The organism is Pseudomonas syringae CC1557 (genome assembly GCF_000452705.1).
In the GTDB taxonomy this organism is placed as follows: Bacteria; Pseudomonadota; Gammaproteobacteria; order Pseudomonadales; family Pseudomonadaceae; genus Aquipseudomonas; species Aquipseudomonas syringae_F.
In genome coordinates, this window is the sequence record NZ_CP007014.1 from 399,201 (window position 1) to 420,103 (window position 20,903).

Sequence of the window (20,903 nt, forward strand, 5' to 3'; positions counted from 1 at the left end):
TTGCCGGAGCCTGCTTGCCAACGGCGTGACCTAATAAAGATCCACCGGGTCGACATCCAGCGACCATCGAACCTGTCGGCCGCTGGGCATTTGCTCCAGCGCCAGCAGCCAGGTGCTGAGCAATTTGTGCAGCGGCGCACGCGCGCTGGACTGCACCAGTAACTGCGCGCGATAGCGCCCGGCGCGGCGCTCCATGGGCGCTGGAACCGGGCCCAGCAGCTCTATGCCACCCAGGCTCATCTGCGCCAGAAGCTGTTCGGCCTCGCTGCACGCCTGATCAAGGAAGGCTTCAGCCTGACCAGGCTTGTGGGCTTCGGCGCGCAGCAGTGCCAGGTGCGAAAACGGCGGCAAACCGGCCGAGCGGCGCTCGCTCAAGGCCTGCTCGGCGAACGCGAAATACCCCTGTTCGGTGAGCTGAATCAACAGCGGATGGTCGGCCAGATGGGTCTGGATGATGACTTTGCCCGGCTCTTCTGCCCGCCCTGCGCGCCCGGCGACCTGCACGATCAACTGTGCCATGCGCTCGCTGGCCCGGAAGTCGCCGGAAAACAGGCCGCCGTCGGCGTCGAGAATCGACACCAGCGTCACCCTTGGAAAGTGATGGCCCTTGGCGAGCATCTGGGTGCCGACCAGAATGCACGGCTGACCGCGCTGGATGGTTGCGAACAGTTGGTTCATGGCGTCCTTGCGCGAGGTGCTGTCGCGATCGACGCGCAGTACCGGGAAGTCCGGGAACATGATTCCCAGCCGCTCTTCGGCGCGCTCGGTGCCCGCGCCGACGGGGCGTAAATCCACTTTTCCGCACGACGGGCACTGGCGCGGTACGCGTTCAACATAGCCGCAGTGGTGGCAACGCAGTTCGCCGGAACGCTGGTGCACCGTCATGCGCGCGTCGCAGCGCTGGCAGCCGGACATCCAGCCGCAATCGTGGCACAACAACGTCGGTGCAAAGCCGCGGCGGTTGAGAAACACCAGCACCTGCTGGCCCGCTGCAAGCGTCTGACCGATGGCCTGTTGCATCGGCCCGGAAATCCCGCTGTCGAGCGGTCTGCTTTTGACATCCAGACGCATGAAGCGTGGCTGTTGCGCGCCGCCTGCGCGCTGGTTCAGGCGCAGCAGACCGTAGCGTCCGGTGTAGGCGTTGTGCAGACTTTCCAGAGACGGCGTGGCCGAGCCGAGCACGATTGGGATGTTTTCCTGACGGGCCCTCACCAATGCCAGGTCGCGGGCGTGGTAACGCAGACCTTCCTGCTGTTTATAGGAGCCGTCGTGTTCTTCGTCGATGATGATCAGACCGGGGTTCTTCATCGGCGTGAACAGTGCCGAGCGCGTACCGATAATAATGTCGGCCTCGCCATCTCGGGCGGCCAGCCAGGCGTCCAGTCGTTCACGGTCGTTTACTGCGGAATGCACCAAGGCAATGCGGGCATTGAAGCGTTGTTCGAAGCGCGCCAGGGTTTGCGGCCCGAGGTTGATTTCCGGAATCAGCACCAGCGCCTGTTTGCCGGCCTCCAGCGTTTCGCGGATCAGTTGCAAGTAGACCTCGGTCTTGCCGCTGCCTGTTACGCCGGCCAGCAAAAACGCGTGAAAACTGTCGAACCCGGCACGAATTGCCTCGTAGGCGGCCCGTTGCTCGGTATTGAGTGGCAGTTCCGGTTGCGCCAGCCAATGCTCATGGCGAGCACTGGGGGCATGGCTGCGAACCTCCACATACACCAGCTCTTTGGCCAGCAGCAGGTTGAGGCTGTCTTTATTAAGCATCAGCTTACTGAGCAACTGATGCGCCACGCCGTGTGGATGCTGGGCGAGGGTGGTCAGGGCTTCACGCTGTTTGGGGGCGCGGGCGATACGCGGGTCGTCGACGCTGGCATTCTCGGTCACGTGCCAGAAGCGTTCCTGGCGGCTCTCGGCCAGTTCGCCCTGACGCAGCAGCACCGGCAAGGCCCAGCTCAGCGTGTCACCCAGGCTGTGCTGATAATACTGCGACGTCCACAGGCACAGCTTGAACAGCGCGGGCGGCAGCGGCGCTTCGCTGTCGAGCAGGGCGATGGCGGGTTTGAGCTTTTCGGCAGGCACTTCGCTGTGATCGACCACCTCCACCAGAATGCCGACCATCTCCCGGCGCCCGAATGGCACCCGCAGGCGCATGCCGGGCTGCAAGGCGCTGCGCAACACACCGGCAGGGGCGCGGTAGTCGAACAGGCGGCGAAGCGGCGAGGGCAGGGCAAGGCGCAGGATGGCGTCGGGCACGCGGTATTTCCCTGTGATGAAGAGTGGCGAAGGCGCGATCTTAGCAGACGGCCGGTGTGAAGGTTCGCTTGCATCGGTGCAATTGTCTGGTACTATCCGCAGCCTATTTCCGTGCGGTATTCAACAATTGTGTTGGGTGGCGGCGCGTTAGACCGAGGAAGTACCGATGAAAGCTGATATCCATCCAGTTTACGAAGCCATTGACGCGACCTGCAGCTGCGGCAATGTCATCAAAACCCGTTCCACTCTGACCGGCCCTTTGAGCCTGGACGTGTGCAACGAGTGCCACCCGTTCTACACCGGCAAGCAGAAGATGCTTGACGTTGGCGGCCGTGTCGACAAGTTCAAATCCCGTTTCGGTGCGTTCGGCGCAACCAAAGCGAAGCAAGACTGAAGCTGAGCTGGCTGCCCCTTGGGCATTTCCAGGCTGCTTGAAAAGACGCCCCTTGTGGGCGTCTTTTTTATGTCCGCAATTTGGCTGTCCGGCGCACAGGCATTCTGCCCCGCGCCAGCCTCCTTGCCTGTTGTGCAGGTACAGCGGGTTGTCGACGGCGACACGCTGCGTTTGTCCGATGGCCGTAGTGTGCGGATGATCGGGCTGAACACACCTGAAACCGGCAAAAAGGGCCAGTCTGCCGAGCCTTTCGCTGAAGCTGCCAAGCGCAGGCTGCAAGCACTGGTGGACGCCAGCGGCGGTCAGGTCAGTCTGCGCGTGGGTCAGCAGGGCAAGGACCATTACGGCCGCACGCTGGCCAACCTCTACGGGCGTGACGGTGCCAACCTCGAAGCGCAATTGCTCAGCGAAGGTCTGGGCTATCTGGTAGCGGTCGCGCCCAACGTCGCGCTGGTCGATTGTCAGCAAAGTGCAGAACTCCAGGCGCGTCAGGCCAGGCTGGGTCTATGGCGCAGCTCACCTGTGCAAGCGTCAGACACCCTCGATAAAAGCGGCTTTGCCTTGGTGTCTGGTCAGGTCAAGAGCGTGCAGCGCAACCGCGGCGGCGTCTGGATCGAGTTGAAGGGCTCTCTTGTGCTACGCATTGCGCCTGACAAGATGTCCGGCTTTGACATGGCGATGCTCGAACGCCTCAAGGGCCGGAAAATCGAAGCGCGCGGCTGGGTGGTGGATCGCTCCCGGCGCGGTGGCCTGAAGCCCGGGCAGCCACGCTGGCTGCTGCCGTTGACGCACCCTGCGATGCTGGGCCTGTCCGCTATATAAGCGTAAAGTCTAACCCCGCGCCTCTTGACAGCAGTGACTGGTCAGTCTTGTTAGGACCAGGCATCTTGCGTATCCTCGGCGGTCCGTCTGTCCCACAGTAAAAAAAGCGGAATCCAATACATGTCAGATCTGAAAACTGCCGCGCTCGAATATCATGCCAATCCTCGTCCGGGGAAGCTGAGCGTCGAACTCACCAAGCCGACCGCAACCGCTCGTGACCTGGCTCTGGCCTACAGCCCTGGCGTTGCTGAACCCGTGCGTGAAATCGCCCGTGACCCTGAGCTGGCTTACAAGTACACCGGCAAAGGCAATCTGGTAGCAGTTATTTCCGATGGCACCGCGATTCTCGGCCTCGGCGATCTGGGTCCATTGGCTTCCAAGCCAGTCATGGAAGGTAAAGGGGTTCTGTTCAAGCGTTTCGCCGGTATCGACGTTTTCGATATCGAAGTCGACTCCGAGAGCCCGCAGGCCTTCATCGACACCGTCAAGCGTATCTCCATCACCTTCGGTGGCATCAACCTGGAAGACATCAAGGCACCTGAGTGCTTTGAAATCGAGAAAGCGCTGATCGAACAGTGCGACATCCCGGTTTTCCACGATGACCAGCACGGCACCGCTATCGTGACCGCAGCCGGTATGATAAACGCGCTGGAAATCGTCGGCAAAACCCTCGATACCGCGAAGATCGTCTGCCTGGGCGCTGGCGCTGCTGCCATCTCGTGCATGAAGCTGCTGGTGAGCATGGGCGCGAAGATCGAAAATATCTTTATGGTCGACCGTACCGGTGTGATCCACTCCGGCCGTACCGATCTGAACCAGTACAAGGCAGTTTTTGCGCACGCGACCGAAAAGCGCTCGCTGACCGACGCGCTGGACGGTGCCGATGTGTTCGTTGGCCTTTCCGGTCCGAAGCTGCTGAGCGCCGAAAACCTCAAGCTGATGGCCAAGGACCCGATCGTGTTTGCCTGCTCGAACCCTGATCCGGAAATTTCCCCGGAACTGGCTCACGCTACCCGCAGCGACGTGATCATGGCGACTGGTCGTTCGGACTACCCGAACCAGGTCAACAATGTGCTGGGCTTCCCGTTCATCTTCCGTGGAGCTCTGGACGTTCGCGCCAAGCGCATCAACGAAGAAATGAAAATCGCTGCGGCAAACGCCCTGCGTGAACTGGCCAAGCTGCCGGTGCCTCAGGAAGTCTGCGACGCCTACGGCGGCATCAAACTGGAATTCGGTCGTGAGTACATCATCCCGAAGCCAATGGACACCCGCCTGCTGGGCCTGATCGCCGACGCGGTCGCCAAGGCTGCCATTGAAAGTGGCGTTGCCACCCTGCCGTATCCGAAGCATTACCCGCTGACCAGCGTGGACGACGTGTTCAACGGCTGATCACGCAGCAATAAAAAACCCCTGCAGCGATGCAGGGGTTTTTTTATGTCCGGGGTTTGGCTGGTCGCCGCACACCTCTCGCTCTGGCTCCGTCAATCAAGACCTGACGCAGAGCGTCCAGAACTACGTACCGATGCGGAGCGTCGGCACGATAGGTTCAGTCACCACTGGCCTCTTCGCGAGCAAGCGAAGCGTCGCCCGGCGTCACGCATCTGTGTATCAGAACAGATCGATAGGCGCAGACTCGTCTGCTGGCAGTGGGCTGCCAGGGGCGCTGCTGCCGCCCAGTTCGTTGACGCTAGGTGGCGTGTCTTCGCTCTTGAATAGCTCAAAGAACGCATTCGGCGTGCTCGGCGTTGCCGCGCGACCGCTCAATGGGTCAACCCGCAGGCTGAGGATGCCATCCGGTTCTGCCTGCTGGTGCGGCGGCTTGTCCTTGAGCGCAGCGCTCATGTAGTCCATCCAGATCGGCAACGAAACCGTACCGCCAAACTCATGACGCCCAAGGCTCTCGGGTTGGTCGAAACCGCTCCATACCGTTGTGACGTAGTCCGCGTTGTAGCCGGAGAACCACGCATCCTTGGAGTCGTTGGTCGTACCGGTCTTGCCTGCAATGTCCGGGCGATTCATGGACAGCGCGCGACGCCCCGTGCCGCGCTTGATCACGTCCTGCAGCATGCTGTTCAGAATGTACGTCGTGCGGCCATCCACGATGCGCTCTGCAAAGGCAGGCGCTTGCGGTTCAGCGGGCGTGCCCGGTGCAGTGGTGGCCACGCTCGGGGTGTCGTGTACGGCAAAGGTCGACGTATTCGGCGCAGTTTTGACGTCGTTGGCCGGAACGCTTGGCGGGTTGGCGACGAACAGCGTCTGGCCGTCACGGTTCTCGATGGTCTGGATCAGATAAGGACTGACCTTATAGCCGCCGTTGGCAAAGGTCGCCCAACCGGTCGCGATTTCCATCGGGGTCAGTGTTGCCGTACCCAGGGCCAGCGACAGGTTGCGCGGCAGGTCCTGTTTCGAGAAGCCGAAGCGGGTGATGTAATCGATGGTGCTGTCGATGCCCAGTGCCTGAAGCAGACGGATGGACACCAGGTTACGCGACTTGTACAGCGCTTCTCGCAGGCGGATCGGGCCGAGGAACGTGTTGGTGTCGTTTTTCGGACGCCATACCTTGTCCAGATATTCGTCGACGAACACGATAGGGGCGTCGTTCACCAGGCTTGAAGCGGTGTAGCCGTTGTCGAGTGCGGCACTGTAGATGAACGGCTTGAAGCTTGAACCCGGCTGACGCTTGGCCTGCATGGCCCGGTTGTAGTTGCTCTGCTCGAACGCGAATCCGCCCACCAGTGCCCGAATGGCGCCATTCTGCGGGTCAAGCGAAACCAGTGCGCTTTGCGCGACGGGAATTTGACTGAATTTCAGCGAGCCATCGTCCTGACGCAGCAAGCGAACCAGATCACCGACCTTTGCAACGTCGCCCGGCTGCTTGGGATTGGCGCCCAGGCTGTTGGTATTCAGGTAAGGACGCGCCCATTTCATGGTGGCCCAGTCGACGTTTTCTTCCTTCTCGCCGTTACGGGTCAACACGCGCAACCCGGTCTTGTCGACCTGGATCACGATGGCAGGCTCAAGGCCGTTGATCGTACGCTGCTTGGTGAGTTCCTGTACCCAGTTGGCGCGGGTCATGCCAGCAAAACGGCTTTCCGGCCCGCGATAGCCATGACGCTGGTCGTAGTCGATCAGGCCCTGCTGGATAGCCTTGTTGGCGTGCTCCTGCAAGTCGCTCGGCACCGTGGTAGTGACGCGGAAGCCCTCTGTATAGGCCTCGCTGCCATAACGGCCGACCATTTCCGCACGCGCCATTTCAGCGATGTACGGTGCATTCACTTCCGGCGTAGGGACGTGGTAGCTGGCGTTGAGTGGCTCGTTCAGTGCAGCCTGGTAGGCCGTCTGATCGATCTTGCCCAGGCGGTACATGCGTCCGAGGATCCAGTCACGACGTTCCTTGGCGCGGGTCGGGTTGGCCAACGGGTTGAAGCGTGAAGGTGCCTTGGGCAGACCGGCAATCATGGCCATTTGCGCAAGGCTTACATCGCGAATCGATTTGCCATAGTAGACTTGCGCCGCTGCCTCGATACCGTAGGCCCGGTTACCCAGATAAATCTTGTTTACGTACAGCTCGAGAATCTCGTCCTTGGTGAGTTGGCGCTCGATTTGCAAGGCAAGAAGGATCTCGGTGGTTTTGCGTGAAAAGCTTCTTTCGCTGGTCAGGAAAAAGTTCTTCGCGACCTGCATGGTGATGGTACTGCCGCCCGATTGAATGTGGCCGCTCTTGACCAGTTGCGAGGCGGCGCGCATCAGGCTGCCTGGATCGACACCGTAGTGATTGGCGAAATTGTCATCTTCGGCTGATAGCAGTGCATTGATGAAGTTGGGCGGGATTTCGGCAAAGCGAATCGGCGTGCGGCGCATTTCGCCAAATTCGGCAATCAGCTTGCCGTCGCTGCTGAACACGCGCAGGGGAATTTGCAGTTGGATGCTTCGCAGCGCCTCAACGGATGGCAGGGTCGGACTCAAGTAGAGAAACGCGCCGCTCAGGCCGAGTAACAGCGAGCAGAAGACCGCGACGAGGGACCACCACAAAAACTTCAGCAGGCGTATCAAGGCTTTTGGATTTCCAGGAAAAATAATGGGTTAAGCGCAGGCATTTACAAATGAACATGCCTTGAAGCTTTGTTAAACGAAAAAAACGCTGTGCATTATAAGCATTTTTCGTCCCCAAGCGTGATTTGCGCTACTGTCAGGAATGTTGGCAGTGGCGTTGACCCGAAATAACTCCGTAAGTGGCGGTAACTCATAGGAATCACGTTGTGTTCGGACTCTTCAACAAGAAGGCCAATACCCTTCTAGGGATCGATATTAGCTCCACCTCGGTAAAACTCCTTGAATTGAGTCGTTCCGGCACCCGTTACAAGGTCGAGTCCTACGCAGTCGAGCCGTTACCGGCCAACGCTGTCGTCGAAAAGAATATTGCCGAACTCGAAGGGGTTGGCCAGGCGTTGTCTCGCGTGCTGGTAAAGGCCAAGACCAGCGTCAAGATTGTGGCGGTGGCAGTGGCCGGTTCTGCGGTGATCACCAAAACCATCGAGATGGACGCCGGTCTTTCCGACGACGATATGGAAAACCAGCTCAAGCTCGAAGCTGATCAGTACATTCCCTATCCACTTGAAGAAGTCGCCATCGATTTTGAAGTGCAGGGCTACTCGGTTCGCAACCCCGAGCGTGTCGAGGTCCTGCTGGCGGCTTGCCGCAAGGAAAACGTCGAAGTACGCGAAGCTGCACTGGCGCTGGCCGGGCTGACGGCGCGCGTCGTGGACGTTGAGGCCTATGCACTGGAGCGCTCATTTGGCCTGCTGGCTGCGCAACTGGGTAACGGTCACGACGAACTGACCGTTGCGGTGGTCGATATCGGCGCCACCATGACTACCCTGAGCGTGCTGCACCATGGCCGGATCATCTATACCCGCGAGCAACTGTTCGGCGGTCGCCAACTGACTGACGAGATCCAGCGTCGCTATGGCTTGTCCATGGAAGAGGCCGGGCTCGCCAAGAAACAGGGCGGGCTGCCTGACGATTATGTCAGCGAAGTGCTCGAGCCTTTCAAGGATGCGCTGGTGCAACAGGTCTCACGCTCGTTGCAGTTCTTTTTTGCGGCCGGGCAATACAACTCGGTGGATCACATCATGCTGGCAGGCGGTACGGCTTCTATTTCCGGACTGGAGCATCTGATCCAGCGACGCATCGGCACGCCGACCATGGTCGCCAACCCGTTTGCCGACATGGCCTTGAGCGCCAAGGTCAATGCAGGAGCACTGGCCAGTGATGCACCGGCCCTGATGATCGCGTGCGGTCTGGCGTTGAGGAGCTTCGACTGATGGCACGGATCAACTTATTACCGTGGCGTGAAGAGCTTCGCGAAGAACGTAAAAAACGTTTTCTGACGGCATTGGTCGGCGTGCTGGTGGTGTCGGTCAGCATCCTGTTTCTGATCGATCGCTACGTCAGCAACGCCATTGAGCATCAGATGGCGCGTAATGCGTTTCTGCAGACGCAGATCGCCCAGCTGGATATCCGCATCAAAGAGATCAGCGACCTCAAGGCGCGCCGCAAGCAATTACTGGAGCGCATGAAAATCATCCAGGACCTGCAAGGCAACCGTCCGGTCACGGGACGGGTGTTCGATCAATTGGCGCGCACCCTGCCGGATGGCGTTTATTACTCGCAGGTCAAAATGACCAACAAGCTGATTGCCATCAACGGTGCTGCTGAATCCAACAACCGGGTTTCGGACCTGATGCGCAACCTTGAAGCCTCGGACTGGCTGGAAGCGCCAAGCCTGACCGAGGTCAAGGCCACCACTGCCGGTGCTGTGGATCAGGCCAACGTGTTTCAGTTGACCGTGCGTCAGACCCAGCCTCCGGTTGTCGCTGCCGAAGGAGCCAAGCCATGAACATGTCCGAATGGATGGACGGGCTTCGCAAGATCGATGTGAGCGAGCTGGATCTGAACAACCTCGGCTCCTGGCCAGCGGCGGTCAAGGCGATTGCCGGGCTGCTGGTGGCGATACTGATCTTTGCGCTGGGCTACTTTTTCTTCATTCAGGATCTGGAGACCCAGCTCGACAGTGCGCAGGCCGGCGAAATGACCCTCAGGGAGCAGTATTCCAACAAGGCATTCCAGGCCGCCAACCTGGAGCCTTACAAGAAGCAGATGGAAGAGATGGAAAACACCTTTGGTGCGCTGCTGCGGCAACTGCCCAGCGACACCGAAGTGCCTGGGCTGCTTGAGGACATTACCCGCACTGGCCTTGGAAGCGGCCTTGAGTTCGAAGAGATCAAGCTGTTGCCCGAGGCGGTCCAGCAGTTCTATATCGAGCTGCCGATACAGATCACGGTGGTCGGCGGCTATCACGATCTAGCGACTTTTGTCAGTGGTGTCGCCAGCCTGCCGCGCATCGTCACGTTGCATGATTTCGAGATCAAGCCGGTCGATCCCAAGGTCCCGACCAAGTTGCGCATGAGCATTCTGGCCAAGACCTACCGCTACAACGATGAAGGGCTGAAGAAATGAGGGCGGCGCGATTGTTGTGCGTCAGTATGGTTCTGGCCGGGCTGGCAGGTTGTGGCAACGACAATGATTTCGCCGACCTGACTGCGTTCATGGATCAGGCCAAGGCCCGTCCGAGTGGCACGATCGAGCCCCTGCCGAAATTTCGGCCGTATGAAGCATTTACCTATAATGCCGCGGCCCTGCGAAGCCCGTTTCAGCCGCCGGTCAAGATTGACCTGCTGAATCGGCAGAAGGGCACGCGGCTGGTGGCTCCGGATGAAAACCGGGTCAGGCAGTTCCTTGAAGGGTTCAACATCGAGTCGTTCGAAATGGTCGGCACGATTGGCAATGGTTCGGGTACGTTCGCCCTGTTGCGCGGGGCAGGGGGCGTTCATCGCGTCAAGGTGGGAGATTACCTGGGCCGCAATAACGGACGGGTTGTGTCGGTCGGCGATGCGCAGGTCGATGTCATCGAAATTGTTCCTGACGGTGAGGGGGCCTGGCTGGAAAGGCCGCGCACCATCCAGCTCAAGGAACGCTCATGAAGTGGGCAAGGCCAAGTATGCACAGTAGCGCTCAACGGAAATTGATCATGACCCGGATTCTCTCGATTATCGGCGCGTCGTTATGCATCGCGATGCTGTCTCCGGTTGTCCAGGCTGCCACCCTCAAAACCCTGGATGTCGCCGCGTTGCCGGGTGACCGTATCGAACTCAAGCTGTCGTTCGACGCACCGGTGCCAGTCCCGCGTGGCTACACCACTGCGCAACCTGCGCGTATCGCGCTGGACCTGCCGGGTGTCACCAGCCAACTGGCGACCAAGAGTCGTGAACTGGGCACTGGCAACGCGCGCAGCGTTGTCGTGGTGCAGGCTCAGGATCGTACGCGGGTGATCATCAACCTGACGACGCTGTCGCCTTATAGCTCGCGGGTCGACGGTAACAATCTGTTCGTGGTCATTGGTCAGGGCGCAACTGCGGCGCAGGCTTCCCAGCCAAGCACCGCGCTGGGCGCATCCCGAGTGGCAGTGCCACCGCCCACGCCTGCTTCCGCCAGACCCTTTGTACCTGCCGGTGCCAAGGCCATCAGGAATATCGACTTTCAGCGCGGCGAGTTGGGCGAAGGCAACGTGGTCATCGACCTGAGCAACGCCAACATTGCGCCTGACATTCAGGAGCAGGGCGGCAAAATTCGCGTGGACTTCGCCAAGACAATGCTGCCCGAGCCGTTGCGCGTCCGGCTCGACGTCAAGGACTTCGCAACGCCGGTGCAGTTCGTCAGTGCTTCGGCCGCAGGCGACAAAGCGAGCATTCTGATCGAGCCTTCGGGCGCATTCGACTATTCGGCGTTTCAGACCGAAAACAAGCTGACCATCAGTGTGCGTCCGCTGACCCACGAAGACATGGACCGGCGTGCTGCCGACAAACCGGTGTACACCGGCGAAAAGCTTTCGCTGAATTTCCAGGACATTGATGTCCGCTCTGTGCTGCAACTGATCGCCGACTTCACCAACCTCAACCTGGTCGCCAGTGACACGGTTCAGGGCGGCATCACCTTGCGCCTGCAAAATGTGCCCTGGGATCAGGCGCTGGATCTGGTGCTGAAAACCAAGGGGCTGGACAAGCGCAAGATAGGCAGCGTCCTGCTGGTCGCTCCGGCCGATGAAATTGCCGCCCGCGAACGTCAGGAACTGGAATCGCTCAAGCAGATTGCCGAGCTGGCGCCGTTGCGTCGCGAGCTGTTGCAGGTCAACTACGCCAAGGCTGCTGACATCGCCAAGCTGTTCCAGTCGGTGACCAGTGCCGAGTCCAAGACTGACGAGCGTGGCTCCATCACGGTCGATGACCGGACCAACAACATCATTGCCTACCAGACCCAGGACCGTCTCGACGAGCTGCGGCGCATCGTTTCGCAGCTGGATATTCCAGTACGTCAGGTGATGATCGAAGCGCGCATCGTTGAGGCCAACGTCGATTACGACAAAGAGCTGGGGGTGCGCTGGGGTGGCGCGAGCAATACCAGCGGTGACAGCAACTGGTCGACGGGCCGCAACAACTCAACGTTTGTCGATATGGGGGCTGCCAACGCCACCTCTGGAATCGGCCTTGGCTTCCTGACCAACAATACGATGCTTGACCTTGAGCTGACTGCGATGGAAAAGACCGGCAACGGTGAAATCGTCTCCCAGCCCAAGGTGGTCACGTCCGACAAGGAGACCGCCAAGATCCTCAAGGGCACCGAGGTTCCGTATCAGGAATCCAGCTCCAGCGGCGCCACCACGGTCAGCTTCAAGGAAGCGTCCCTGTCGCTTGAAGTCACCCCGCAGATCACGCCCGACAACCGCATCATCATGGAGGTCAAGGTCACCAAGGATGAGCCCGACTACGTGAATGCGGTGCTGGGTGTGCCGCCGATAAAGAAAAACGAAGTCAACGCCAAAGTGCTGATTTCCGACGGTGAAACCATCGTGATTGGTGGTGTGTTCTCGAATACGCAAAGTAAAAGTGTGGATAAAGTGCCATTTCTTGGCGATGTACCGTATCTTGGCCGGCTTTTCAGGCGCGATGTGGTATCCGAGTCCAAATCCGAGCTGTTGGTATTTTTGACTCCGCGTATCATGAACAACCAGGCGATTTCTGTGAGTCGTTGATTTTGTGCGAAATTTAATACTTGTGGGGCCGATGGGTGCTGGCAAGAGCACCATCGGCCGCTTGCTTGCCAAAGAGCTGCGACTGCCGTTCAAGGATTCCGACAAGGAAATCGAGCTGCGTACAGGCGCCAACATCCCCTGGATCTTCGACAAGGAAGGCGAGCCGGGTTTTCGTGATCGCGAGCAAGCCATGATTGCCGAGCTGTGCGAGGCCGATGGCGTGGTTCTGGCTACCGGTGGCGGCGCTGTGATGCGCAGCGAAAACCGTCAGGCGCTAAGAGCCGGTGGGCGTGTGGTGTACCTGCATGCCTCTATCGAACAGCAGGTTGGGCGCACCGCGCGTGACCGCAATCGTCCTTTGCTGCGGACCGCCGATCCGGCGCGGGTATTGAGCGAACTGCTGGCCATTCGCGATCCGCTGTACCGCGAAATAGCCGATCTGGTGATCGAAACCGATGAGCGGCCACCCCGAATGGTCGTTCTCGAGATACTTGCACGTCTGGCAGAGCTTCCTCCCCGTTAAAGCGCAGACGAAAATGCGCTATCCTCGTCGACCATAAAAACAGCGACGGTGCATGGCTTGGCGCCATGACCTGCTGAAGCGCACTACAGTGCAACCGGTAATCAATGTGGGGACACATGCAGACACTTAAGGTCGAGCTGGATGAGCGTAGCTACCCGATCCATATAGGCGAAGGCCTGCTGGATCAGCCTGAACTCCTGACCCCGCACATCGTCGGGCGCCAGGTGGCTATCGTTTCCAACACGACAGTGGCGCCGCTGTATCTGGAGCGTCTGACCCGGACCCTGGCCGGTTACAACGTTTTGCCGATTGTCTTGCCGGATGGCGAGGCGTTCAAGAACTGGGAAACCCTGCAAACCATTTTCGATGGCCTGCTCACTGCTCGTCATGACCGGCGCACCACGGTCATCGCCCTGGGCGGCGGGGTGATCGGCGACATGGCAGGTTTTGCTGCCGCGTGTTATCAGCGTGGCGTGAACTTCATTCAGATCCCTACCACGCTGTTGTCTCAGGTGGACTCGTCGGTGGGCGGCAAGACCGGCATCAATCATCCACTGGGCAAGAATATGGTCGGTGCCTTCTATCAGCCGAGCGTCGTGCTGATCGATACCACCTCGCTCAACACCCTGCCCGAGCGTGAACTGTCCGCGGGGCTGGCAGAAGTCATCAAGTACGGCCTGATCTGCGACGAGCCGTTCCTGACCTGGCTCGAAGAGCACGTCGACGCCCTGCGCAGTCTTGATCAGGCCGCCTTGACGGTCGCCATCGAGCGCTCTTGCGCGGCCAAGGCTTTGGTAGTCGGTGCCGATGAGCGTGAATCCGGTATTCGTGCCACATTGAACCTGGGTCACACATTCGGCCACGCCATCGAGACGCATATGGGCTATGGTGTCTGGCTGCATGGCGAGGCGGTGGCGGCCGGTACGGTCATGGCGCTGGAAATGTCCTCGCGCCTGGGCTGGATCAGCACGCAGGAACGGGATCGCGGCATTCGGCTGTTTCAGCGCGCCGGGTTGCCCGTCGTACCTCCGCAGGACATGACGGAAGACAACTTCCTCGAACACATGGCGATCGACAAGAAGGTCATCGACGGTCGCATGCGTCTGGTGCTGTTGCGCCAGATAGGCGAAGCGGTTATCACGGACGATTATCCAAAAGAAGTATTACAGGCCACTCTGGTTGCGGACTATCGCGCCCTGGTGGATCAGCTTAGAGGTTAACGGAAACCCCATGACTAGTTTGCATGCCGACGAGGCCTTCCTCGGCCATTATCAGTTGAGTCATGACCCCTTTGCGGCGCGGGTACCTGGCTTCAAATTCTTCCCTGCCCAGCGCAAGCCGGTATTGGGGCAGTTGCACCATCTGGCGCGTTACAGCCAGTTGCTGCTGGCCGTTACCGGGCCGCAGGGCAGCGGCAAGACCTTGCTGCGCCAGGCGCTGGTCGCCAGCACCAACAAGCAATCGGTGCAGAGCGTAGTGATTTCCGCGCGCGGCGCCAGCGATGCCGCAGGCGTACTGCAACAGGTTGCCCAGGCGCTCAGTGTCGCCCAGGCCGAGATGCAGTCGATCCTGTCGCAGGTCGTGCAGCTCGGGCTCACGGGCCAGGAAGTGTACGTACTGGTCGACGATGCGGAACAACTGGGCGATTCGGCGCTCGAAGCGTTGCTGGGTCTTGCTGCGGGCACCCCTGAAGGGCGTCCGCATGTGTTCCTGTTTGGCGAGCCATCGCTGCTCGATCGTCTCGACCAGCTGTGTGCCGAATTGCAGGGCGCTACCGAAGGTGAACGCTTTCACGTCATCGAGCTGCAACCCTATACGGAAGAGGAAACCCGAGAGTATCTGGCTCAGCGTCTGGAGGGTGCAGGGCAGGGAATCGCGTTGTTTACTGCCGACCAGATCACCGATATTCATGAACAGTCCGATGGCTGGCCTGGGGCGATCAACCAGGTGGCCCGCGATTCAATGATCGAGGCGATGATCGCGAGTCGTTCCGCGGTCAAGCGTCCAAGTGTGGGGTTCAACATGCCGAAAAAACACGTATTGGCCTTGGGTGCCGTCGTCATAGTGGCCGTGGCAGCAGCAGTGCTGATCCCGGGTCGCGGCGACAAGACTGCCACGACCGCCAATGCTCCTGCTTCCGCTCAGGCGCAATTGCCGCTGGGTGAAGGCAAGCCGACTGCCCAGCAATCGAACAACGGTGGCCCGGCCATCGAGTTCGCGGGCAATTCCCAGCCTATGCCGTTGCCGATGAATGGCAACTCGCAGCCGGTGATGCGCGGTCCGCTGGCTGAAGCCGCCGGTTCCAGCGATAGCGACGAAGACGCTGTGCCGAGCGGTTCGCCTGCCCAGCCGCCGACCGTGACCACCACTGCGCCGCCAGCCGGCGTTCCAGCAGGCCAGGCCGCAGCTCAGACGCCTCGTTCGTCGATTCAGGCGCCAACCCCTGCACCCGCTCCGGCCGCCAGACCAGCCCCGGCGCCGGCTCAGGTCGCGACAGCCAAGCCAGCTCCGGCCCGGCTGCCAAACCTGCTGAAAAACCAGCAGCGGCGGCCGCCAAACCGGCTGCCGGTGGCAGCTGGTACGCCAGTCAGGCGCCAAGCCATTACGTCGTGCAGATCCTGGGCACCAGCTCCGAAGCGACTGCGCAGGCCTACATCGCAGAGCAAGGCGGCGAGTACCGTTATTTCAAGAAAACCCTGCAGGGCAAGCCGCTGTACGTGATCACGTATGGCAACTTTCCTGACCGTGCGGCCGCCCTGGCAGCCATCAAGGTATTGCCAGCGAAGGTTCAGGCTGGTAAACCTTGGCCTCGTACTGTCGCCAGCGTCCAACAAGAGCTCGGCGCCAGTCGCTGAAGTCGCAGCGGCCCTATCCGGGCCGCTCACCCGGCAAACCTGACTTAAACCCGCCTGGACGCGCCTTATTGAGGCGTGCCATGCGGCGTCCGCGTTACAAGCGCCTTACAGTCTCCGTCACGTCAGTCAGATTAATGACGAAATGTTTTGACTAGCACAGCGGCGCGCCTTAAAACTTTCATAAATGCGACATTGATTATCAACCAGTCGTCGTTAAATTTGTGAGCCTCAGTGTCGCTGTGTACAATGACCTCCGTTTTGCCTGTCCAAAGCCGGCGTACGTTCGGCGTGTCAGGTAATTGGTTGAATTAAAAGGAAATTTGCCTCAAATAGAGGCAGCCTGGTGAGAAAGTGTCTATGAAAGCAGGTCTGTACCAACCAGATGAATTCAAGGATAACTGCGGCTTCGGCCTGATCGCTCATATGCAGGGCGAGCCCAGTCATCACCTGTTGCAGACGGCCGTCCAGGCCCTGACCTGCATGACCCACCGTGGCGGTATCAATGCCGACGGCAAGACCGGTGACGGTTGCGGCCTGTTGATTCAGAAGCCCGATGGTTTTCTGCGAGCGGTGGCCAAGGAGCACTTCGGTGCCGATCTGCCCCGCCAATACGCTGTGGGCATGGTGTTCCTCAATCAGGACGAAGCAAAAGCCGAAGCTGCACGCGACAACATGAACCGCGAGATCCTCGCCGAGGGCCTCGAGCTTGTGGGCTGGCGTCAGGTGCCCATCGATACCAGCGTGCTGGGACAACTGGCGTTGGAGCGTCTGCCGAAAATCGAGCAGGTGTACATCGGCGGTGAAGGCCTGAGCGATCAGGAATTCGCCATCAAGCTGTTCAGTGCCCGTCGCCGTTCATCGGTGGCCAACGCTGCGGATACCGATCACTACATCTGCAGCTTTTCGCACAAGACCATCATTTATAAAGGCCTGATGATGCCGGCCGATCTCACGGCCTTCTTCCCGGACCTGAGCGACGAGCGTCTGCAAACCGCCATTTGCGTGTTTCACCAGCGCTTCTCGACCAACACCCTGCCGAAATGGCCGTTGGCCCAGCCGTTCCGCTTTCTTGCCCACAACGGCGAGATCAACACCATCACTGGCAACCGCAACTGGGCCCAGGCGCGCCGCACCAAATTCAGCAACGACCTGATGGATCTGGATGAACTCGGCCCGCTGGTCAACCGTGTGGGTTCCGATTCGTCGAGCATGGACAACATGCTGGAGCTGATGGTCACTGGCGGCATCGACCTGTTCCGTGGCGTGCGCATGATCATTCCGCCTGCGTGGCAGAACGTCGAGACCATGGACCCGGATCTGCGGGCTTTCTATGAATACAACTCCATGCATATGGAACCGTGGGACGGCCCGGCTGGCATCGTGATGACCGAAGGTCGTCATGCAGTCTGCCTGCTCGACCGCAACGGCCTGCGCCCGGCGCGCTGGGTCACGACCAAGAACGGCTACATCACCCTGGCGTCGGAAATCGGCGTGTGGGATTACAAGCCGGAAGACGTCATCGCCAAGGGCCGTGTCGGTCCGGGGCAGATCTTTGCCGTGGACACTGAAACCGGTCAGATCCTCGACACCGATGCCATCGACAACCGCCTCAAGTCGCGTCATCCGTACAAGCAATGGTTGCGCAAGAATGCCTTGCGCATTCAGGCCACCATGGAAGACAACGACCACGGTTCGGCTTTCTATGACAGCGAGCAGCTCAAGCAGTACATGAAGATGTATCAGGTCACGTTCGAAGAGCGTGACCAGGTGCTGCGTCCGCTCGGCGAGCAGGGTCAGGAAGCCGTTGGTTCGATGGGTGACGACACGCCAATGGCCGTGCTGTCGCGCCGCGTGCGCTCGCCTTACGATTACTTCCGCCAGCAGTTCGCACAGGTCACCAACCCGCCGATCGACCCGCTGCGTGAAGCCATCGTCATGTCGCTGGAGATCTGCCTCGGTGCCGAGCGCAACATTTTCCAGGAATCGCCAGAGCACGCTTCGCGCGTGATCCTCAGCTCGCCGGTCATTTCTCCGGCCAAATGGCGCTCGCTGATGAGCCTGGAGCGTCCGGGTTTCGAACGCTATATCATCGACCTGAACTACGACGAAAGCCTCGGTCTCGAAGCCGCTGTGCGTAACGTCGCCGATCAGGCCGAAGAAGCCGTGCGTTCCGGGCATACCCTGATTGTGCTGAGTGACCGCCACATCGCACCGGGCAAACTGCCGGTTCACGCTTCACTGGCGGTCGGTGCCGTTCATCACCGTCTGACCGAACAGGGTCTGCGTTGCGACAGCAACATTCTGGTCGAAACCGCGACGGCGCGTGATCCGCACCACTTTGCCGTGCTGATCGGCTTCGGTGCCTCGGCGGTGTATCCGTTCCTGGCCTACGAAGTGCTGGGTGACCTGATCCGTACCGGCGAAGTGCTTGGCGATCTGTACGAAGTCTTCAAGAACTACCGCAAAGGCATCACCAAGGGCCTGCTCAAGATTCTGTCGAAGATGGGCATTTCGACGGTTGCGTCCTATCGCGGTGCGCAGCTGTTCGAGGCCATCGGCCTGTCCGAAGAAGTCTGCAACACCAGTTTCCGCGGCGTACCGAGCCGTCTGAAAGGCGCACGCTTCGTCGATCTCGAAGCCGAACAGAAGGCGCTGGCCGCCGAAGCCTGGAGCCCGCGCAAGCCGATCCAGCAGGGCGGCTTGCTCAAATTCGTCTACGGTGGCGAATACCACGCCTACAACCCGGACGTGGTCAGCACCCTGCAGGCCGCTGTGCAGCAGGGCGACTACAGCAAGTTCAAGGAATACACCGCGCTGGTTGATCAGCGTCCGGTGTCGATGATTCGTGACCTGCTGCAGGTCAAGACCCTTGATCAGCCGCTGAACATCGACGAAATCGAGCCATTGAGTGAAATCCTCAAGCGCTTCGATTCGGCCGGTATCTCGCTGGGTGCTTTGTCACCTGAGGCGCACGAAGCGCTGGCCGAGGCAATGAACCGCCTGGGCGCGCGCTCCAACTCCGGTGAAGGCGGTGAAGACCCCGCGCGCTACGGCACCATCCGCAGCTCGAAGATCAAGCAGATCGCCACGGGTCGCTTTGGCGTAACGCCGGAGTACCTGGTTAACGCCGATGTGCTGCAGATCAAGGTCGCGCAGGGTGCCAAACCGGGTGAAGGCGGGCAACTGCCAGGCGGCAAGGTCAACGGTCTGATCGCCAAGCTGCGCTATGCCGTACCGGGCGTGACGCTGATTTCGCCGCCGCCGCATCACGACATCTATTCCATCGAAGATTTGTCGCAGCTGATTTTTGACCTGAAACAGGTCAACCCGGCGGCGCTGGTCTCGGTCAAGCTGGTGGCAGAGGCGGGTGTAGGCACCATCGCCGCGGGTGTGGCCAAGGCCTATGCCGACCTGATCACCATTTCCGGCTACGACGGCGGCACCGGCGCATCGCCGCTGACCTCGATCAAGTACGCTGGCGCGCCGTGGGAACTGGGTCTGGCTGAAACTCACCAGACCCTGCGCGGCAACGACCTGCGCGGCAAGGTCCGGGTGCAGACCGACGGTGGTCTGAAAACCGGTCTGGACGTCATCAAGGCTGCGATTCTCGGCGCTGAAAGCTTCGGCTTCGGTACCGCGCCGATGATCGCGCTGGGCTGCAAATACCTGCGTATCTGCCACCTGAACAACTGCGCCACCGGCGTGGCGACGCAGAACGAAAAGCTGCGCAAGGACCACTACATCGGCACCGTCGACATGGTGATCAACTTCTTCACCTACGTGGCGGAAGAAACCCGTGAGTGGCTGGCAAAACTGGGTGTTCGTTCGCTGGAAGAACTGATCGGGCGTACTGATCTGCTGGACATCCTGCCGGGCGAAACCGAGAAGCAACGGCATCTGGACCTGACCCCACTACTGGGCAGTGACCATATTCCGGCCGACAAACCGCAGTTCAGTCTGGTAGACCGCAACCCGCCATTCGACAAGGGCCTGCTGGCCGAGAAGATGGTGGAGCTGGCCAAACCGGCTATCGAATCCCTCAGCGGCGGCGAGTATGAGTTGGACATCTGCAACTGCGACCGCTCCATCGGCGCACGGATCTCCGGCGAAATCGCCAGGCTGCATGGCAATCAGGGCATGAACAAGGCACCTGTCACGTTCCGCTTCAAAGGCACTGCCGGTCAGAGCTTCGGGGTGTGGAATGCCGGCGGTCTGAACATGTATCTGGAAGGCGACGCCAACGACTACGTCGGCAAGGGCATGACCGCTGGCAAGCTGGTGATCGTGCCGCCCAAAGGCAGCCCGTTCAAGACCAACGAAAGCGCGATCATCGGTAACACCTGCCTGTACGGTGCAACCGGCGGCAAGCTGTTCGCAGCGGGCACCGCAGGCGAGCGTTTTGCAGTACGTAACTCGGGTGCCCATGCGGTTGTGGAAGGCACTGGCGATCATTGCTGCGAATACATGACCGGCGGTTTCGTCTGCGTGCTTGGCAAGACCGGTTACAACTTCGGTTCCGGGATGACCGGCGGCTTCGCCTATGTGCTTGACCAGGACAACACCTTCGTTGACCTCGTCAACCATGAATTGGTCGAGATCCAGCGCATCAGCGGCGAATCGATGGAGGCCTACCGCACTCACCTGCAAAGCGTCCTCAACGAGTACGTGGCGGAAACCGACAGTGAATGGGTCGCAACCTCGCGGAAAACCTGGACGACTACTTGCGTCGTTTCTGGCTGGTCAAGCCGAAGGCGGCCAACCTGAAATCGCTGCTGTCCAGTACCCGGGCGAATCCGCAGTAAAAGCAGCTGGCGGCTAGCTTCAAGCCGCCAGTTTGCCACCCTGTGAATTGAACTGAATTGATTTCTTGCAGCTTGAAGCGTGTCGCTTGAAGCTGCCGCAAAGAGGCTC

The 20,903-nt window shown here is 59.9% G+C and carries 12 protein-coding genes and 2 pseudogenes; 12 read left to right on the forward strand and 2 right to left on the reverse strand.

What is annotated here, in order from left to right; all coding sequences use genetic code 11:
• Window positions 1-30 precede the first annotated feature (30 nt).
• On the reverse strand, window positions 31-2,250 hold the full coding sequence (locus N018_RS01870; RefSeq protein ID WP_024646252.1) for a primosomal protein N': 2,220 nt from the start codon (window positions 2,248-2,250) through the stop codon (window positions 31-33).
• Window positions 2,251-2,416: 166 nt separating this feature from the next.
• Here N018_RS01870 and rpmE point away from each other — a divergent pair, with 166 nt between their 5' ends.
• From rpmE to N018_RS01885, 3 genes are all read left to right on the forward strand, one after another.
• Window positions 2,417-2,644, forward strand: a complete 228-nt coding sequence (rpmE, locus tag N018_RS01875) for a 50S ribosomal protein L31 (protein ID WP_007248065.1) — start codon at window positions 2,417-2,419, stop codon at window positions 2,642-2,644.
• Window positions 2,645-2,662: 18 nt separating this feature from the next.
• The gene (locus N018_RS01880) at window positions 2,663-3,466 is read left to right on the forward strand and encodes a thermonuclease family protein (protein WP_025388708.1); all 804 of its coding nucleotides are present in this window, start codon (window positions 2,663-2,665) and stop codon (window positions 3,464-3,466) included.
• Window positions 3,467-3,586: 120 nt separating this feature from the next.
• Window positions 3,587-4,855 (forward strand): malic enzyme-like NAD(P)-binding protein, encoded by a 1,269-nt coding sequence (locus N018_RS01885; protein ID WP_025388709.1) that lies wholly within the window; start codon window positions 3,587-3,589, stop codon window positions 4,853-4,855.
• A 219-nt stretch (window positions 4,856-5,074) separates the two neighbouring features.
• Here N018_RS01885 and N018_RS01890 read toward each other — a convergent pair whose 3' ends face one another.
• Window positions 5,075-7,516, reverse strand: a complete 2,442-nt coding sequence (locus tag N018_RS01890) for a penicillin-binding protein 1A (RefSeq protein WP_418903500.1) — start codon at window positions 7,514-7,516, stop codon at window positions 5,075-5,077.
• Between the two features lie 209 nt (window positions 7,517-7,725).
• Here N018_RS01890 and N018_RS01895 point away from each other — a divergent pair, with 209 nt between their 5' ends.
• From N018_RS01895 to gltB, 9 genes and pseudogenes are all read left to right on the forward strand, one after another.
• Window positions 7,726-8,790, forward strand: a complete 1,065-nt coding sequence (locus tag N018_RS01895) for a pilus assembly protein PilM (protein WP_024646248.1) — start codon at window positions 7,726-7,728, stop codon at window positions 8,788-8,790.
• Window positions 8,790-9,365, forward strand: coding sequence for a PilN domain-containing protein (locus tag N018_RS01900; protein ID WP_024646247.1), 576 nt, complete (start codon window positions 8,790-8,792; stop codon window positions 9,363-9,365). The genes N018_RS01895 and N018_RS01900 overlap by 1 nt, the downstream gene beginning before the upstream one ends.
• Window positions 9,362-9,985: a type 4a pilus biogenesis protein PilO gene (pilO, locus tag N018_RS01905; protein ID WP_024646246.1), complete on the forward strand. Its 624-nt coding sequence runs from the start codon at window positions 9,362-9,364 to the stop codon at window positions 9,983-9,985. Before N018_RS01900 ends, pilO begins: the two co-directional genes overlap by 4 nt.
• On the forward strand, window positions 9,982-10,509 hold the full coding sequence (gene pilP / locus N018_RS01910) for a type 4a pilus biogenesis lipoprotein PilP (protein WP_024646245.1): 528 nt from the start codon (window positions 9,982-9,984) through the stop codon (window positions 10,507-10,509). The genes pilO and pilP overlap by 4 nt, the downstream gene beginning before the upstream one ends.
• 47 nt (window positions 10,510-10,556) lie before the next feature.
• Window positions 10,557-12,614, forward strand: coding sequence for a type IV pilus secretin PilQ (gene pilQ, locus N018_RS01915; RefSeq protein ID WP_024646244.1), 2,058 nt, complete (start codon window positions 10,557-10,559; stop codon window positions 12,612-12,614).
• A 4-nt stretch (window positions 12,615-12,618) separates the two neighbouring features.
• Window positions 12,619-13,137 (forward strand): shikimate kinase AroK, encoded by a 519-nt coding sequence (gene aroK / locus N018_RS01920; RefSeq protein WP_007248056.1) that lies wholly within the window; start codon window positions 12,619-12,621, stop codon window positions 13,135-13,137.
• Between the two features lie 116 nt (window positions 13,138-13,253).
• Window positions 13,254-14,357 (forward strand): 3-dehydroquinate synthase, encoded by a 1,104-nt coding sequence (aroB, locus tag N018_RS01925; RefSeq protein WP_025388710.1) that lies wholly within the window; start codon window positions 13,254-13,256, stop codon window positions 14,355-14,357.
• Window positions 14,358-14,367: 10 nt separating this feature from the next.
• Window positions 14,368-15,992 (forward strand): annotated as a pseudogene (locus N018_RS01930) (SPOR domain-containing protein).
• A gap of 357 nt (window positions 15,993-16,349) precedes the next feature.
• Window positions 16,350-20,794, forward strand: a pseudogene (gene gltB / locus N018_RS01935) (glutamate synthase large subunit).
• Window positions 20,795-20,903: the final 109 nt, after the last annotated feature.